Origin of the sequence: Pseudactinotalea sp. HY160 (assembly GCF_009372055.1) — a bacterium.
Lineage (GTDB): Bacteria > Actinomycetota > Actinomycetes > Actinomycetales > Beutenbergiaceae > HY158.
In genome coordinates this window covers 1-17,338 of record NZ_WHMT01000011.1, presented here as the reverse complement: position 1 = coordinate 17,338, position 17,338 = coordinate 1, and the positions used below count along the sequence as shown (strand labels likewise).

Genomic DNA, 17,338 nt, shown 5'->3' with positions numbered 1-17,338 from the left:
GACACGGGAATAGTCCCCCGCGAGTCAGGGTTGAGCCGAGTGGACTCAGGTTCGAGTTGACAGCACCCGACTCAGGGCGCACACTGAACGCAGTTCAAGACTTGAGTGACACACACTCAATCCCCCGACAGTCAAGCAACAAGGAGTACGCAACATGGCACGAGCGGTCGGAATCGACCTCGGCACCACCAACTCCGTGGTCGCCGTTCTCGAAGGTGGCGAACCCACCGTCATCGCGAATGCCGAGGGCGCCCGAACGACGCCGTCGGTTGTCGCATTCAGCAAGGCCGGCGAGGTGCTCACCGGCGAGGTGGCCAAGCGCCAGGCGGTCACGAACGTCGACCGCACCATCTCCTCGGTCAAGCGCCACATGGGCACCGACTGGAGCGTCGACATCGACGACAAGACCTACACCGCGCAGGAGATCTCGGCGCGCGTGCTCGGCAAGCTCAAGAAGGACGCCGAGTCCTACCTCGGCGAGCCGGTGACCGACGCGGTCATCACCGTGCCGGCCTACTTCAACGACGCCGAGCGGCAGGCGACCAAGGACGCCGGGCAGATCGCCGGCCTCAACGTGCTGCGCATCGTGAACGAGCCCACCGCGGCGGCCCTGGCCTACGGCCTCGAGAAGGGCAAGGAGGACGAACTCATCCTCGTATTCGACCTCGGCGGCGGCACGTTCGACGTCTCGCTGCTCGAGGTGGGCAAGGACGAGGACGACTTCTCCACGATCCAGGTCCGCGCCACCAACGGCGACAACCGCCTCGGCGGCGACGACTGGGATCAGCGCGTCGTCGACTGGCTCGTGACCCAGGTCAAGAACGGCACCGGGGTCGACCTGAGCAAGGACAAGATCGCCCTCCAGCGCCTGCGCGAGGCCGCCGAGACCGCGAAGAAGGAACTCTCCTCGGCCACCTCGACCACGATCTCGCTGCAGTACCTCTCCATGGGCGAGAACGGCCCGATCCACCTGGACGAGCGCCTCACCCGCGCGCAGTTCCAGGACATGACCAAGGACCTGCTCGAGCGCACGAAGACCCCGTTCCACAACGTGATCAAGGACGCCGGCATCGCGCTGAGCGACATCGACCACGTGGTCCTCGTGGGCGGCTCCACCCGCATGCCCGCCGTGACCGAGGTCGTCAAGGAGCTCACCGGTGGCCAGGACCCCAACAAGGGCGTCAACCCGGATGAGGTCGTCGCGGTCGGTGCGGCCCTCCAGGCCGGGGTCATCAAGGGCGAGCGCAAGGACGTGCTGCTCATCGACGTCACCCCCCTCTCCCTCGGGATCGAGACCAAGGGCGGCGTCATGACCAAGCTGATCGAGCGCAACACGGCCATCCCGACCAAGCGCTCCGAGGTGTTCTCCACCGCCGAGGACAACCAGCCCTCGGTGCTCATCCAGGTGTTCCAGGGTGAGCGCGAGTTCGCCCGCGACAACAAGCCGCTCGGCACCTTCGAGCTCACCGGCATCGCCCCGGCCCGCCGCGGCATGCCGCAGATCGAGGTGGCCTTCGACATCGACGCGAACGGCATCGTGCACGTGTCGGCGAAGGACCGCGGCACCGGTCAGGAGCAGTCGATGACCATCACCGGTGGCTCGGCCCTGCCCAAGGAGGAGATCGACCGCATGGTCGCCGAGGCCGAGGCCCACGCCGCCGAGGACGCCAAGCGCCGCGAGGAGGCCGACGTGCGCAACACGGCCGAGCAGCAGGTCTACTCGACCGAGCAGCTGCTCACCGACAACGCCGACAAGCTGCCTGAGGACGTCGCAGCGAGCGTTCGCGAGTCCGTCACCAAGCTGCAGGAAGCGCTCAAGGGCGAGGACCTCGAGGCGGTCAAGACCGCCCAGAGCGAGCTGACCACCGAGTCCCAGAAGATCGGTGAGGCGCTCTACGCCGCCGGTCAGGCCGAGGGCGCGGACGGTGCGGCGGGAGCCGAGGGCGCGACGGGGGAGGCCCCCGCCGGTGGCAGCAACGATGACGACGTCGTCGACGCCGAGATCGTGGATGAGGACGAGGAGAAGAAGTGACCCCAGCCGATCAGGAGGAGCCGGTCATCCGTGACAAGCGGAAGCTGGACCCCGTGACCGGCGAACTTCGGGAGGGTGGCGCCGCCGCAGCCGGCGGCGCCACCGCCCCCGGGGCCGCCGGCGCGGAGGATGCCGCACCCGAGTCCGAGGAACTGGCCACCGTGCGGGCCGAGGCGCTCGACCTCGCCGACGACCTGGCGCGGGCGAAGGCCGACCTGTACAACCTCGACCAGCGATTCAACACCTACGTGCAGCGGTCGAAGGCCGATGCCGCCGACGCCTTCGGGCGCGGGCAGGCGGACGCCGTCGAGGCGCTCATCCCGGTGCTCGACGACATCGAGCTCGCACGCCGGCACGACGAGCTGCACGGCCCGTTCGCGTCGATCGCGGAGAAGCTCGAGACCACCTTGAGTCAGCGCTACCGCGTCGAACGGTTCGGGCAGGTCGGCGAGGAGTTCGACCCGACCGTGCACGAGGCGCTCATGCACCGCGCGAGCGAGGACGTCGCCACCGACGTCATCGACGTCGTGATGCAGCCCGGCTACCGCGTGGGCGACCGGGTCGTCCGGCCCGCGCGGGTCGGGGTCGCCGGACCGGAGTGAACGTGATGCGAGCAGGAGGTGGGGCATGACCGGCCAGGACTGGATCGAGAAGGACTTCTACGCCTCGCTGGGCGTGCCCAAGGACGCCGACGACGCCGCGATCAAGAAGGCGTACCGCAAGCTGGCGCGCCAGTACCATCCGGACCAGAACCCGGGTGACGAGGCGGCCGAGGCGAAGTTCAAGGAGATCGGCGAGGCGTACGCCGTCCTCTCCGATGCCGAGCAGCGCCAGCAGTACGACTCCCTGCGCGCCATGGCCGGGGGCGGACCACGGTTCGCCTCCGGCCCCGGCGGGGCCGCCGGCGGCTTCGAGGACCTCTTCGGCGGAATGTTCGCGGGCGGCGCGCACGGGGGGAGCCGCATGGGCTACTCCACCGGCGGCGGCGTCCCGATCGACGACCTCCTCGGCGGCCTCTTCGGAGGCGGCGGCGCGCCCGCCGGCTTCGGGGCGCAGCGGGGGGCCGACATGGCCGCCTCGACCACGCTCGGCTTCCGTGCGGCGGTCGAGGGCGCCCAGGTGGCGCTGACCATGAGCGGCGGCCGGACCCTCAACGTGCGGATCCCGGCGGGCGTGCACGACGGCCAGCGGATCCGTCTGCGGGGTAAGGGCCGCCCGGGCAGCGGCGGTGCACCGGCCGGTGACCTCGTGGTCACGGTCGCCGTCGACCCGCACCCCGTGTTCGGGATCGACGGCCGCAACCTGACGATGACGGTGCCGATCACGTTCCCGGAGGCGGTCAACGGGGCGAAGATCTCGGTGCCGACCTTCAGCGGCGAGCCGGTCCGGCTCAAGGTGCCCGCGGGGACCCAGTCGGGCACCCGGCTGCGCGTCAAGGGCCGGGGCGTGCAGTCGGCCAAGGGCGCCGGTGACCTGATCGTCACCGTCGAGGTGGCCGTTCCCCGGAAGCTGGGCAAGGATGCGGCGCGCGCGCTCGCGGACTTCGAGGCCGCCGGCGACGGCACCGACCCGCGGGTCGGCCTGGCCGAAGCGGCGCAGGCCTGAGGGTCGTCCCATGGCTCGCTACGACGCCCCGATCTACCTCATCTCGATAGCGGCCGACCTCGCCGGGATGCACCCGCAGACCCTGCGCAGCTACGACCGCCTCGGCCTGGTGGTGCCCCAGCGCACCGCCGGGCGGGGACGGCGGTACTCCCCGCGCGACGTCGACGTGCTGCGGGAGGTGCAACGGCTCTCGCAGGAGGAGGGCATCAACCTCGCCGGCATCAAGCGCATCCTCGAGCTCGCCGTCCGCAACGAGGAACTCGAGCTCGAGAACGCCCGGCTGCGGGAGCGGCAGGCGACCTCACAGCGGGTGTTCGCGGCGAGCAGCAGCGGCGACGTCGTGGCCCTCCCGCTCGGAACGCGGTTGCGGCGCGCCGAGGGGGCCTCGCGGGCCCTCGTCGTGTGGCGTCAGGGGCGCTGACCGCCCCGAGCAGCCCCGCCGTGCCCGCCCGTGCCCTACCGTGGCCGCGCCGATCGTTCTACGCTGGGCGGCATGAGCGCCGACACACCCCAGCACGCCCAGGGCCCCGAGGTCCCGGTCGACACGCAGGACTGGACCTGGGTGCTGAGCCGGACCTGCCCGGACTGCGGGCTCACGTCGGCCGACTTCGAGCCCGTTCAGGTGGCCGACGCGGCCACACGGATCGCCGCCGCGTTCGAGGGCCTGCTCACCTCGGGGAGCGCGGATCTGCACCGGCGCCCGGCACCCGGGGTCTGGTCGCCGATCGAGTACGCGGCCCACGTCGCTGAGGTGTGTCAGGTGTTCGACCGCCGACTCGGCCTCATCCTCATCCGGGTGGACCCGGAGTTCCCCGACTGGGACCAGAACCGGGCGGCCGTCGACGGCGGCTACGGCAGCCGCGCGCCGCGGGCCGTGGCCGAGGAGCTGCAGCACTCCGCGCACGCCCTCGCCGTCGCGATCCACGCCGTGCCGGCGAGTGAGTACGAGCGCACCGGCCTGCGCAGCGACGGCACCCGGTTCACCGTGGTCACCCTGCTGCAGTACGCCCTGCACGACCTCGTGCATCACTGGTGGGACGTCTCCGGGCAGCGCGCCATCCGTTAGCGATCGCCGCGCCGTCGCCGCTGTCGATCCCGTGCCGTCGCGCGCGGATCCGCACGTGCGCGTGGACGGCGCCCGGTCCGGATCGCGTGCGCGTTGCGGTGGGCGGCCTCGCGGCGGACGGTAGGACGGTTGCGCCGTCGCGCCGGCGCGCCGGCGCATATGGTCGCGCCCGTACCCGCGACGAGTCCGCAAACGCTCGCGAACGCCCGTGGGTCACGGGCCGACTGCGCAGGTTGCATCGGTCATTCCTGAGCAGTTATGATCGTTTTAGATCGCGGCGCATCGTAGTGGCGCGCCTGAAACGGAGTTCTTCAATGACGAACCAGACACTTCGCGCGGAGATCGCTCATGGCCGCGCCTCGACCGTGGTGCTCGCGGCCACTGCGAGCCTCGCCCTCGCGGGAGCGATGGTCATCCCGGCGGCGGCCGACACCGGCGATCCCGAGAACCTGTCCCTCGCCTCGATCGTCACCGCCTCCGGCCAGGAGGTCGGTGACCGGTGGGGGCCCCGGCTGACCATCGACGGTGACCACGGGCCCGCGGAGAACCGCTCCGATCCCACCGTGCACAATGCGCCCGACTCCTCCCGATGGAGCGCGAACAACTCCGACGACGCGTGGATCGACATCCACTTCGCCCAGGAGTCCGCGGTCTCCGAGGTCGCGGTCGACTGGGGAAACACCTTCGGCGACCCCTATGCGCTCTCGATCTCCGAGGACGGGGTCCGCTGGGAGGAGATCGCGACCGGGATCACGGGTGTGCGCGACGGCATCGTGGTGACCGAGCTCGACGAGCCCGCGACCGGGAGCCACCTGCGCCTGCAGATCTCGGGCAAGAGCCAGCAGTGGGCGCTCGCGATATGGGAGATCGAGGTGCTCGGCACGCCGATCGGGCAGCCCCCGGTCGATGCGGTGCCGCTCGACGCCTCCCTCGTGCCGCTGCCGCTCGAGGCCACGGCGACCGGCGGCACCGGCTTCACCCTCGCGGCGGACTCGTGCCTCTCCCTCTCCGACGCCTCCCTCGAGGCGGTCGCGGACCGGCTCCGGGAGGCCATCGGCACTTCGACCGGGCTCACCCTGCCGACCGGGCAGGACTGCGCCGTCTCCCTGGCCATCGACGAGTCGCTGAGCGTGGGAGCGGGGCGGGACGAGGAGGCGTACACCCTCGACGTCGACGAGAACGGCGTGCGGATCGTCGCGCACAGCCCCCGAGCCGCTCTCTGGGCCGTGCGCACGCTCGTGCAACTCCTCGGACCGTGGGCCCAGGCCCCCGTCGCCCTCGACGTGGCGCCGACGCTCGAGGCGGTGCACATCGAGGACGCTCCGCGGTACGCCTGGCGCGGACTCATGCTCGACCCCGCGCGCTCGTTCTGGCCGGTCGAGGAGGTCGAGGAGCTGATCGACCTCATCTCCCAGTTCAAGCTCAACGTGCTCCACGTCCACCTCTCCGACGATCAGGGCTGGCGGATCGCGGTCGACAACGAGGGCCGCGCCGACGCCGACACGATCGACTACAGCCAGTTGACCGAGCGCTCGGGTGCGACCGCCTACATGGCGGGCAAGTCGAACTACGCGCCCGCGGCGGGCCGGACCGGCTTCTACACCCGCGCGGAGTTCAGCGGACTCGTCGCCTATGCGGCCGAGCGCGGCGTCATGGTCGTGCCCGAGATCGACGGGCCCGGCCACGCGAACTCGATGCTCCACGCGATCGACGAACTCAACACCGCGGGGGCCTTCCCCAAGCCCGCCGCCGGGAACACCCGGGTCGACGCCTTCGACGAGTCGACCTTCGCGCAGACCACGCTCGACCCCCGCTCGGAGGCCACCTACACGTTCCTGACGCACGTGCTCTCCCAGCTCGTCGACGACACGATCGCCGGGGTCGCCGCAGCCGAGGGCGCCGGTGCGGCGCTCGCTCCGGCATCGCCGTACCTGCACATCGGCGGGGACGAGTCGGCCACGACGACCGGGGACGACTACGCGCACTACATGGAGCGGGTCACCGAGATCGTGACGGAGACCGGTCGGCTTCCGATCGTGTGGAACGAGGCGACCTCGACACCCGATGCCCTGCCCGACGGCACGGTGGTGCAGCAGTGGAACGGCGGGATCAGCCAGGGCACCCGGGATCTCGTCGAGAATCGCGGCGGCAAGATCCTCCTGTCCCAGGTGGGCAACGCCTACTACCCGCAGATCCCCACGACCGACCTGAGTGGGCCGAGCTGGGCCTGCGGCGGCACCGCGTGCGGGATCGACGACTTCTACAACTGGAACCCGACCTCGATGGCCGGGGTCGACGAGGCCGGGGTGCTCGGGGTCGAAGGGCCCATGTGGTCCGAGCACCTGCGCACCCTGCACGACCTGCAGTTCCTCGTGTTCCCCCGGCTCCTCGCCCACGCGGAGGTCGGCTGGACGCCGCAGGCGCGGCGCAGCTTCGCCGACTTCACCGGTCGCGTCCCGGCCGCGGGCGTGTCGCTGCTGACCCAGGACGCGACGTTCCAACTCGTGCCCGAGGTCACCGACTGGTACTCGAGCTTCGCCCCCGCGCCGGTCGCGGACGTGTCTCAGGCCGGCGGCGAGGTACTCGTCGGCTACGTCGCCGCCCCCGGAACCGCGGAGGTGGCGGACGCGACCGTCACCGCGACGCTCGCGGGCGTCGACGTTCCCGTGCGGCTCGCGATGGAGCGGGGGTTCCACTACACCGACGAGGGCCGCACGACCGGCCGCGTGATGAATTCGCTCATCGAGGTATACGCCCAGCTTCCGGAGTTCGCCGAGGCCGGGACCTACGAGCTCGCCGTGCGCGGGACCGTGCCGGTCGGGGAGGTCGCGGGCACCGTGATCATCGAGGTGGCCGCCGAGGACGGCGGCGACACTGATACCGGCGCCGACGGCGACGCGGGCACGGGTGGCTCGGATGCCGGCGGCAGCTCGGACGCGGGTGCCGGCGCGGATTCGGGTGGCGCGGATTCGGGCGGCGCAGACGCTGCGGGCACCGAGACGGGCGCCGATCCCGAGTCCGGCGGCACCGAGGCGGCAGCCGCGGCCACGAGCGCGGACGCCGGATCGGATGCGGCCGAGGGCGTGGACGACGGGGCCGATCCGGCGCCGGGAGCCATGCCCGACACGGGAGTACAACCGACGGGCATCGCGCTCGCGGCCCTCCTGCTCATCGCCGGAGCCGTGTTCACGCTGCGTCGTCGCGCGGCCCACCGCTCCTGACCACCCGCAGTCGGGAGGATTCGCCACCGCGCGAGTGGTGGATCCTCCCCGCTCGGTGATCAGCAGCGGCGAGGTGCCGACGGATCGTGCCCCGCAGACGCGTCGATCAGACCGGCCCGAGTCGGGTCGCGAGGAACTCGTAGGCGAGGGCCGCCATGTGCGCCGCCTGCGCGTTCGTGGCGGCGCCCCCGTGACCGCCCTCGACGTTCTCGAAGTAGGTCACGTCCTGCCCGGCCGCCGCCAGGGCCGCCGCGAACTTGCGGGCATGCGCCGGATGCACCCGGTCGTCGCGGGTCGAGGTGGTGAGCAGCACGGGCGGATACGCGCGCTCGGGATCGATCTGGTGATACGGCGAGAACGACTCCATGAACTCCCAGTCGTCGGTATCGGGGTCGCCGTACTCGGCGATCCACGACGCCCCCGCGAGCAGGTGCGAATAGCGCTTCAGGTCGAGCAGCGGCACCTGGATCACCACGGCACCGAACAGCTCCGGGTACCCGGTGAGCATGTTCCCCGTGAGCAGGCCGCCGTTCGACCCGCCCTGGATCCCCAGGTGCTCCCGCGACGTGAGCCCCGAGGCCACCAGATCCCGGGCGACCGCGGCGAAGTCCTCGTAGGCGCGGTGCCGGTTCTCCCGGAGTGCGCCCTGGTGCCACGTGGGGCCGTACTCCCCGCCGCCGCGGATGTTCGCGAGCGCGTAGGCCCCGCCCCGTTCGAGCCACGCGGCCCCGAGTACCCCCGAGTAGGACGGAGTCAACGAGATCTCGAAGCCCCCGTACCCGTAGAGCAGCGTGGGAGTCGACCCGTCGAGCGGCATCTCGCGGCGGTGGATGAGGAAATAGGGCACCCGGGTACCGTCGGCCGAGCGAGTGAACCGCTGCGTGGTCACGAGGTCCGAGGCGTCGAAGAAGCGCGGCTGGGATTTGAGCGGGCTCGGCGCCCCGCCGACCGTCGCCAGCTGCAGCGTCGTGGGGGTGAGGAAGTCCGTCGTCACCACCCAGACGTCGTCGCTGAACTTCTCGTCCACGGGCCGCACCCCCACGGTCCCCACGTCGGGGACCCCCGGGAATTCGCCCCGCACGAACGCGCCGCCGGTCGGGGTCCACACGTGCAGCCGCGTCTTCACGTCCTCGAGCACGTTGACCACGAGGTGGGACCGGGTCCATGCGGCCCCCACGAGGGCGGTGGCCGGAGTCGGCGCGAAGATCACGCGGAAGTCCCGCGCCCCGGCGAGGAAGTCCTCGAGCGGGATCGCGAGCAGTGAGCCGGCCGCGTGGACCGGCGCGCCGGCCTCGCCGCCCGGGGCCCACTCCTCCCGCAGCTCCACCGTGAGCCACTCGCGATGCAGGTCGATCTCCGCCGAGTCCGGCACGTCGATCTTCGTCAACCGCCCGCCCGCGAGCAGGAACGCCTCGGAGGAGTAGAAGTCGATCGTCCGCACCACGAGGTCCCGCTCGAACCCGGGGGTCGAGTCGTGCAGGGCCGCGACGTACATGTCCTCCGGCGTGCCCTCGTACACGATCGGCGCCGCGGCGAGGTCGGTGCCGCGCGTCCACCGCCGTGCGAGGCGTGGATACCCCGAGGCGGTCATCGAGCCGGGGCCGGTGTCGGTGTACACGAACGCGGTGTCCGCGTCGATCCACCCCATGCCGCCCTTCGACTCCGGGCGGTGGAACCCGCCCTCGACCCAGTCCTTGGCCACGAGGTCGAACTCGCGCGTGACGTCGGCGTCCGAGCCGCCCCGGGAGAGGCTGACGAGTGCGAGCCGGTACTCTCCCGCCCCCCGCAGGACGGAGGCGCCGTGCCACACCCAGTTCTCGCCCTCGACCCGGCCGAGCTCGTCGAGGTCGAGCACGACCTCCCAGTCGGGATCCTCGCTCGCGTACGACTCGGGGCTCGTGCGCCGCCACAGCCCGCGCTCGTGGTCCTCGTCGCGCCAGAAGTTGTAGTAGTGCTCGCCGATCTTCGACACGCTCGGGATCTTGTCCCGCGAGTCGAGGATCCCGAGGATCCGTTCCTGCAGCGCGGCGAACCCCGCCCCGGCGGCGAGCTCGGCGGCCCGCTCACCATTCCGCTCGCGCACCCACGCGAGCGCCTCGTCCGAGTCGACGTCTTCCAGCCATGCAAAGGGATCACTCACGCACGTCACACTAGTGCGGGAGAATGGATGGATGAGCCGTCGCATCCTCGCCTTCGTCGCCCTCGCGATCTCGATCCTCTACGGCGCGGGCTTCACGCTGTTCCGAGACGTCGACGGCTATCCGGCCGTCGGCGGGGCGATCGTCGCGCTCGCCTGGATCGCCACCGGGATGTTCGGGCGTTCGGACGACGACAGTCGCCGGCCGTAGGCCCGCGCGCCGGGCGCCGTCGTCGCGCCCGTGTTCGACGAGCAGGACGCCCGCCCGCACGGGCTGAAGGTTCGGGCACAGCCTGACGGCGGGCGGCGCTCACGGGCCCCCCTCGGCCGCCTGGGACCTGCCTGCCGAATGCGAGGGGCGGCCGGACTGCTTCGTGATGGTGTGGGAGTAGCCCGCCGGTCATCTCAGCCGAGATCGGCCGGGTGGACCACCTCGGTGATGCCTCGCTGCGCGAGGTGAGCTGCGTCGTCCACACGCGAAGCGAGCACGGCCGTGGGCCGCCCGCCCGCGATCGCCAGCCGCATCCACGCCTCGAAGAACTCCCCGCCGGGGGCGCAGACCTCCCGCCCGTTCGCGCTGTACCCGGCCCCCGGCTCCAGGTCGGGCACGTCGAGCACGACGGCGGTGCTGCGGGGGGCCGGGACCGCGGCCTGCTTCCGGGCGGTGGCCGCGGCCGCCGCGAACGCGCGCCCGACCGGCTTGACCCGGTTCTGCGAGTCGATGAGCCCGAGGTCGTACTCGAGCGCCGGGAAGTCCGCGAGCTCGCGGGAGACGTCGTGGGAGCACCACCAGGTCACGCCCCACAGCCGCTCGGTGTCGAGGGCGTGGGCGAGGCTGCGCTCGAGGAACTCCACGGGCTGGTCCGCCGCGAGCGGCGGCATCGGCGCCCCGATCTCCTGCAGCCAGATCGGCCGCGCCGGGTCGGTGGCCCAGCCCCGGCCGAGCTCGATGAGGTACTCGGCCAGGCGCACGCTCTCCTCGGACAGGTTGCCGTACCGGGCGGCCGTGCCGTTGAAGACCCACGAGTGGATGGTGGTCGCCGACCCGAGCCGGGCCGCCATCGCCGGCGTGAACGGATGGTCCGAGGAGAACCAGGCCCGGTCGTACTCGGAGATCTGGTGCTCCCTGCCGGGCGCGCCCGCCTCGCACGCCGCGAGCATCCGCTCGGCCCACGCGTGGGCGTGGGCCGGGGTCGCCATGTGCGGCTCGGGATGCTCGGTCGAGGAGAACTGACTCACCTCGTTCCCCAGGCTCATGCCGAGGAAGTTCGGCAGGTCCGCGAGCCGCCCCGCGATCGCCTCGAGATAGGCGGCGAGCCCGGAGATCACCGCCGGATCGGAGAACATCGACGCCCGGTGCCACGTCTGGGTCCACGCCGGCAGGAAGTCGAAACTGGACAGGTGGCCCTGGATGCCGTCGACGCTCACGTCGAGGCCCGCCGCACCGGCGATCGTCACGACCTCCGCGAGCTGATCGAGGGCGCGCGGGCGGATGAGGGTGCGATTGGGCTGCACGTACGGCCAGATGGGGAAGATCCGCACGTGATCCATACCGAGTGCGGCGATCACCTCGAGGTCCGCCCGGACCTCGGCGGCGTCGAAGTCGAGCCAGTGATGGAACCAGCCCGAGCGGGGGGTGTAGTTGACTCCGAAGCGGGGTGCGTTCACGCGGGTCTCCTCACGACCTCAGGATGGCGACGGCCGCCGGGCGGCCCAGTGCTGGCACTACTCTCTCAGGTAGCCTGCCATGGTCGAAGCCCGGCCCCATCCACCCGCGCGGCCGAGACCCGTGCCGCAAGCTATGAGGTGAAGAGTGCACATCGAAGGAGACCTCGCCCGCGAACTGGATCGCGCGGCCGGTCGGATCGAGCAGGCATGGCCGGACGCCCCGCGGCTCGGCGCGGAGATCGCCGCCCGGTTCAGCACCTACACGCGCGACACGGTCGAACGCACGATGACCGCCGGCGACGCGGGCCGCGTCTTCGTGATCACGGGCGACATCCCGGCGATGTGGCTGCGCGACTCGAGCGCCCAACTGTGGCCGCTGCTGCCGTTCATGGCCGCGAGCGCCCAGGCCCGCGAACTCGTGCAGGGGGTGCTGCGCAGCCAGTTCGGGTTCATCTGCCACGACCCGTACGCGAACGCGTTCAACGACGGCCCCACCGGCGCCGCCTATCACCCCGGCGACCTCGACTCCGATCCGCACCTGTGGGAGCGCAAGTACGAGATCGACTCCCTCGCGTTCCCGGTCGACCTGGCCCACCGCACCTGGCACCTCATCGGGCACGTGATCCGACCCTCGGAGTTCTTCACCCCGACCCTGCACGAGGCGATCCTCGCGATCGTGCGCACGTGGCGCCTCGAGCAGCGCCACGACGCCTCCGCGTACCGATTCGTGCGCGCCGGAATGCCCCCGACCGAGACCCTCGCCCGGGACGGTCGCGGCACCCCGGTCGCCCACACCGGCATGACCTGGCAGGGTTTCCGGCCCTCCGACGACGCCTGCACCTACGGCTACAACATCCCCGCCCAGCTCTTCGCCGCCCGCGCGCTGCGCCAGATCGCGGATCTGGCCGTGCTCGGCTTCTCCGATTCGGCGCTCGCGGCCGAGGCGCAGCACCTTCGTCTCGAGATTCTGGACGGCGTCGCTCGCCACGGCCTGTACGAGGGGGCCGAGCTCAGCCCAGGCCGCGTGACGGACGGCCGGATCCACGGCGAACCCGGGGCCCACCTCGTGTACGAGGTCGACGGTCTCGGCGGCGCGCTGTTCATGGACGACGCGAACCTGCCCAGCCTGCTCGGCCTGCCGCTTCTCGGCGACCTGCGGGTGAGCGACCCGATCTACCAGAACACCCGCCGCCGGGTGCTGTCCACGGCCAACCCGCACTTCGTCTCCGGGCCCGCCGCGGCCGGCGTCGGCAGCCCGCACACCCCGCCTGGGCACGTGTGGCCGATCGCGCTCGCAGTGCAGGGGCTGACCACGACCGACCAGGCCGAGAAGCGGCGGCTCCTGCACCTGCTCATCGACACCGACGGCGGCACGGGCTGGATGCACGAGAGCTTCGACGCCGGGGACCCGTCGACGTTCACCCGCGAGTGGTTCTCCTGGGCGAACATGATGTTCTGCGAGCTGGCGCTCGACGCCGCCGGCCTCCTGTAGTCCCATTGCGCCGGGCCCGCGGACCGGCCAGGATGGGGGCCCGATCAAGGAGGATCCATGGCCGTCTCCGTCGCCCGCGTCACCACGATCACCGTCCGTTCCGACGTCGGCTTCGACGACGCGATCCGCGAGGGGGTCGAACGCGCCGCCGAGACCCTCCGGAACATCTCCGGCGCCTGGGTCAAGGAGCAGAAGGTCGAACTCGTCGACGGCATCGTCACCACCTACCACGTGGTTCTCGAGGTCACGTTCATCCTCGACGACTGAGCTGCGACGTAGGCTCGGGGCATGAGCGAACTCATGGATCTCACGGGCCGCCGGCTCGCCGAGGCGATCCGCGTGGGCGAGGCGAGCGCCGTCGAGGCCACCGAGGCGGCCCTCGAGCGGATCGAGCGCAGGGACGGCGCCCTCGCGGCCTTCGTTCGCGTCACGCCCGAGCTCGCGCTCGCCCAGGCGCGTGCGGCCGACCGGCTGCTCGCGGCCGCCGGGGACGGGCCCGTGCCGCCGCTGCTCGGCGTGCCCGTGCCGATCAAGGACCTGAACATGGTCGCCGGGGTGCCGATGGCCGCCGGCAGTGCGGCCCTGGCGGACTTCGTGGCTCCGGTCGACGACGGCGTGGTCACGCTCCTGCGCGAGGCCGGCACGGTCATGGTCGGCAAGACCGCCACCCCCGAGCTCGGGCTGCCGCCGTACACCGAGACCGACATCGCCCCGCCGGTGCGCAACCCGTGGGATGAGACCCGTTCCCCGGGCGGCTCCTCCGGCGGCGCCGCGGCGGCCGTCGCCGGTGGGATGGTGCCGATCGCGCAGGGAAGCGACGGGGGCGGATCGATCCGGATCCCGGCCGCTGCGTGCGGTCTCGTGGGGCTCAAGCCCTCGCGCGGGCGGATCAGCACGGGACCGAACGGGGTGGACGGCGCGGCGCTGGCCACGAGCGGGGTGCTCACCAGGGACGTGCGCGACACCGCGCTCGCGCTCGACGTGCTCGCCCGACCCTGGCCCGGTGACGACCGGCTGCTGCCGCGCCCGGCCGCCGGGTCGTTCCTCGCCGCCTGCGACACCGACCCGGGGCAGCTGCGCGTCGGGGTCGTGCTCACCCCGTTCATCACCCCGGATGCGCCCGTGCACCCCGAGGCGATCCGCGCCGTCGAGAAGACGATCGCGCTCCTCGAGGCCCGGGGTCACCGGGTCGAGGAGGTGGGCGTGCCGTTCCCGGCGGAGCAGTGGCAGCCCTTCAAGGACGTCTGGTCGGTCATGGCCGCGCAGGCCCCCATCCCGCCCGAGCGGGAGCACCTGCTCGTGCCGCTGACGCGGTGGATGCGTGAGCGGGGCCGTGGCGTCGGCGGCGTCGCCTACGCGAACGCGATCGCGAACGGCCAGCAGCTCCAGCGGCAGGCGGCCTCCGCCTGGGCGGACGTCGACCTCGTGCTCTCACCCACGCTCGCCCAGCCGGCCGCGCTGATCGGCTCGATCCGCAACGACGCCGATCCGGCCCGGGACTTCGAGGACCAGTGCGCCTACACCCCGTGGACCTCGACCTGGAACATCCTCGGCGCCCCGGCGATCTCCCTGCCCGTGCACCGGGCCCGGGTCGGCGGCGGTGCGGCCGGCCCTGTCGAACCTGCCGAACCTGCCGAACCCGCCGGGCCGATGCTCCCGTTCGGCGCCATGCTCGGCGCCCGCACGGGCCGGGAGGATCTCCTGCTCGCGCTCGCGGCGAGCCTCGAACCGGATTTCGCTCCCGGTTCTTAACGATTCTCAACCGTCCTTGACAGTTCTCAAACCGAATGCAAGCTGGACGAACCGTTGCGAACTGCTACGCTCGCAGTATAAATCGGCGGGATCCGAGGGTTGAGAGGGCTGTGCCTTGCATAATTTCACGCGCAATCGGGGAAGATTGCTGAAGAAGCTGGTGGGGATGGCGGCGTCGACGGCAGTTGTCGCGGCCTCGTTCGTCGCCGTCGGGACTGTCATGAATGCGGAGCCGGCGTATGCCGCGGATCCGCTGGTCTGCGACGGCTCGACCGTCTATGTGCAGGACGACTTCGGGAACGTCCGGGCGTTCGACACGACGGCCAGCACCCTCGGCGCGGCCGCCGTCATCACCGGTCAGAAGAACAACGGCCTGGGGGTCTCCGCCGAGGGGCGCTACGTCTATACGGCCGACAATGTCCCCGCGGGAACCGCCAAGGGTCTGCGCGTCCACGACCAGGTCACGGGGACCACTCTCATTCCGGATGTGACGCTCACGGACGGCGCCGACGCGCGCTATCTGATCCGGGGAGGCGTCAACCCCCAGACGGGCATCTACTACTACACCGATACGCCGGGCGTGGGCGGTGGGCCGGTGTTCCTCGGGGCCTATGACCCGAGCACCGGCGCAAGCTTCCAGGCCGGCTGGATCACCGGAATGAACGGTGCGAACGGTGACCTCGCCTTCACCTCGAGCGGCCAGCTCATCATCGTCGCCGATCGCAATATCTATCGCGTCAACGGCGCCATGCCCACGGCCGCCGGGACCGGCAACCTGAGCACCACGTTCCTCGCGGATCTCCCGGAAGGCACGGAGGGCAACGGGATCGCGTTCGGCGCCCAGGGAAACCTGTTCATCTCGACGTCATCGAAGATCTACGAGGTCAACCCGGCAACCGGCGTGCAGGTCGATTCGACAGACATGCCGACCGGTTTCAGCCCCACGGACATGGCCAGCTGCTCGTCGCCGAGCATGCTCACCCTGCAGAAGAACATCGACGGGGACCGCCAGAACCCGGGGGACCAGTTCGAGTTGAGCGCGAGTGGTCAGCCGTATCTGCCGAGCGATTCCACGGCGACCACCACGGGTGATTCGCCCGGGATTCAGGCCGAGACCGTCGGCGCGTTCTTCGCTCAGCCCGGAGACGAGTTCACGCTCTCCGAAGCGGCCGCCGGCGGCGCCGACCTCGCCGGTTACATCAGCACGATCTCCTGTGTCGACGCAGCCACCGAAGGCACGGTGAGCACGAGCGGCGAGGCGCCGTCCTGGACCGTCACCCAACCCTCCGCGCTGGCCGGTGCCGACGTCGTGTGCACGATCACCAACGAGGCGCACGCGCCGTCGATCGCGCTGACGAAGACCGTCTCCGACGGTGGCGCGCTCGTCGTCGGGGACACGGTCACCTACACTTTCGCCGCCGAGAACACGGGCAACGTGCTCCTCACCGGGGTCGACATCAGCGACCCGTTGCCGGGGCTGTCGACCCTCACCTATTCCGACTGGCCGGGCGCGCCCGGTGAGCTGGCGCCGGGGGAGACGGTGACGGCGACGGCGACCTTGATCGTCACCCAGGAACACGTCGATGCGGGATCGATCGACAACACCGCCACGGTCGTCGGCACGCCGCCGTCCGGACCCGACGTGGACGACACGGACACGGCCTCCGTCCCCCTCGACCAGCAGCCGGCGATCACGCTGATCAAGTCGGGTGAGACCACCGACGGGAATGGCGTCGGCGACGTCGTCACCTACTCCTTCACCGCGACGAATGCGGGGAACGTGACCCTGTCGGATGTGCAGATCAGCGATCCGTTGGCGGGTCTGTCCGAGCTGTCCTATGACTGGTCCGCTGCGACCGGTGAGGGTGTGTTGGCGCCTGGTGAGTCGGTCACCGCGACGGCGACGTACACGTTGACGCAGGCGGATGTGGATGCGGGCAGCGTGCACAACGTCGCCTCGGCCACGGGCACCCCGCCGCCGACGTTCGATCCGGAGGACCCGGGCACGCCGATTCCCTCCGATCCGGTCGAGGATGAGGACCCGGCCACGGTTCCGACGACGGATCCGGCGCCGGCGATCACGCTGGTCAAGGACGCCGACCTCGCGGGCCAGGGCAACGTGGGCGACGTCGTCACCTACTCCTTCACCGCGTCGAATGCGGGGAACGTGACCCTGACCGACGTCGTGATCACGGATCCGTTGGCGGGTCTGTCGGAGCTGTCCTATGACTGGTCGGCCGCGACCGGCGAGGGTGTGCTGGCTCCGGGTGAGTCCGTCACCGCGACGGCGACGTACACGCTGACGCAGGCGGATGTGGATGCGGGCAGCGTGCACAACGTCGCCTCGGCCACGGGCACTCCGCCG

Annotated in this window: 13 protein-coding genes; 11 read left to right on the top strand and 2 right to left on the bottom strand. The window is 71.2% G+C overall.

The genetic code is table 11. The annotated features are described in order from the left end of the window. Positions 1-154: 154 nt before the first annotated feature. From dnaK to GCG21_RS11035, 6 genes are all read left to right on the top strand, one after another. The gene (gene dnaK / locus GCG21_RS11060; protein WP_152909750.1) at positions 155-2,032 is read left to right on the top strand and encodes a molecular chaperone DnaK; all 1,878 of its coding nucleotides are present in this window, start codon (positions 155-157) and stop codon (positions 2,030-2,032) included. Then, positions 2,029-2,634, top strand: coding sequence for a nucleotide exchange factor GrpE (locus GCG21_RS11055; protein WP_153878951.1), 606 nt, complete (start codon positions 2,029-2,031; stop codon positions 2,632-2,634). Before dnaK ends, GCG21_RS11055 begins: the two co-directional genes overlap by 4 nt. 25 nt (positions 2,635-2,659) lie before the next feature. Then, complete coding sequence (locus GCG21_RS11050) at positions 2,660-3,637, top strand: DnaJ C-terminal domain-containing protein (protein WP_152909749.1); 978 nt, start codon at positions 2,660-2,662, stop codon at positions 3,635-3,637. Positions 3,638-3,647: 10 nt separating this feature from the next. After that, complete coding sequence (locus GCG21_RS11045) at positions 3,648-4,058, top strand: heat shock protein transcriptional repressor HspR (protein WP_194165052.1); 411 nt, start codon at positions 3,648-3,650, stop codon at positions 4,056-4,058. Between the two features lie 72 nt (positions 4,059-4,130). Then, the gene (locus tag GCG21_RS11040; protein ID WP_152909747.1) at positions 4,131-4,703 is read left to right on the top strand and encodes a DinB family protein; all 573 of its coding nucleotides are present in this window, start codon (positions 4,131-4,133) and stop codon (positions 4,701-4,703) included. 314 nt (positions 4,704-5,017) lie between these two features. Next, positions 5,018-7,924 (top strand): family 20 glycosylhydrolase, encoded by a 2,907-nt coding sequence (locus GCG21_RS11035; RefSeq protein WP_152909746.1) that lies wholly within the window; start codon positions 5,018-5,020, stop codon positions 7,922-7,924. Positions 7,925-8,030: 106 nt separating this feature from the next. Here GCG21_RS11035 and GCG21_RS11030 read toward each other — a convergent pair whose 3' ends face one another. Then, a complete protein-coding gene (locus GCG21_RS11030; protein WP_370517461.1) occupies positions 8,031-10,064 on the bottom strand; it encodes a prolyl oligopeptidase family protein in 2,034 nt (677 codons plus the stop codon). A gap of 31 nt (positions 10,065-10,095) precedes the next feature. On the opposite strand from GCG21_RS11030, the gene GCG21_RS16285 reads away from it, so the two are divergent. Then, the gene (locus GCG21_RS16285; protein WP_194165051.1) at positions 10,096-10,272 is read left to right on the top strand and encodes a hypothetical protein; all 177 of its coding nucleotides are present in this window, start codon (positions 10,096-10,098) and stop codon (positions 10,270-10,272) included. A gap of 194 nt (positions 10,273-10,466) precedes the next feature. On the opposite strand, the gene GCG21_RS11025 is transcribed toward GCG21_RS16285, so the two are convergent. Further along, a complete protein-coding gene (locus GCG21_RS11025) occupies positions 10,467-11,729 on the bottom strand; it encodes a glycosyl hydrolase (RefSeq protein WP_370517460.1) in 1,263 nt (420 codons plus the stop codon). 145 nt (positions 11,730-11,874) lie between these two features. On the opposite strand from GCG21_RS11025, the gene GCG21_RS11020 reads away from it, so the two are divergent. The 4 genes from GCG21_RS11020 to GCG21_RS11005 all read left to right on the top strand — a co-directional run. Further along, a complete protein-coding gene (locus GCG21_RS11020) occupies positions 11,875-13,221 on the top strand; it encodes a glycoside hydrolase family 125 protein (protein ID WP_370517459.1) in 1,347 nt (448 codons plus the stop codon). Between the two features lie 57 nt (positions 13,222-13,278). Next, positions 13,279-13,488, top strand: coding sequence for a dodecin family protein (locus tag GCG21_RS11015; RefSeq protein ID WP_152909744.1), 210 nt, complete (start codon positions 13,279-13,281; stop codon positions 13,486-13,488). A 21-nt stretch (positions 13,489-13,509) separates the two neighbouring features. Next, the gene (locus GCG21_RS11010) at positions 13,510-14,973 is read left to right on the top strand and encodes an amidase (RefSeq protein ID WP_152909743.1); all 1,464 of its coding nucleotides are present in this window, start codon (positions 13,510-13,512) and stop codon (positions 14,971-14,973) included. 166 nt (positions 14,974-15,139) lie between these two features. Next, positions 15,140-17,338, top strand: a 2,199-nt coding sequence (locus tag GCG21_RS11005) for a DUF11 domain-containing protein (protein WP_152909742.1), incomplete at its 3' end; no start/stop codon positions are given.

Coding starts and splice junctions, on each gene's coding strand:
- dnaK (WP_152909750.1), top strand. CDS start 155: ATGGCACGAGCGGTCGGAATCGACCTCGGCACCACCAACTCCGTGGTC.
- GCG21_RS11050 (WP_152909749.1), top strand. CDS start 2,660: ATGACCGGCCAGGACTGGATCGAGAAGGACTTCTACGCCTCGCTGGGC.
- GCG21_RS11045 (WP_194165052.1), top strand. CDS start 3,648: ATGGCTCGCTACGACGCCCCGATCTACCTCATCTCGATAGCGGCCGAC.
- GCG21_RS11040 (WP_152909747.1), top strand. CDS start 4,131: ATGAGCGCCGACACACCCCAGCACGCCCAGGGCCCCGAGGTCCCGGTC.
- GCG21_RS11035 (WP_152909746.1), top strand. CDS start 5,018: ATGACGAACCAGACACTTCGCGCGGAGATCGCTCATGGCCGCGCCTCG.
- GCG21_RS16285 (WP_194165051.1), top strand. CDS start 10,096: ATGAGCCGTCGCATCCTCGCCTTCGTCGCCCTCGCGATCTCGATCCTC.
- GCG21_RS11015 (WP_152909744.1), top strand. CDS start 13,279: ATGGCCGTCTCCGTCGCCCGCGTCACCACGATCACCGTCCGTTCCGAC.
- GCG21_RS11010 (WP_152909743.1), top strand. CDS start 13,510: ATGAGCGAACTCATGGATCTCACGGGCCGCCGGCTCGCCGAGGCGATC.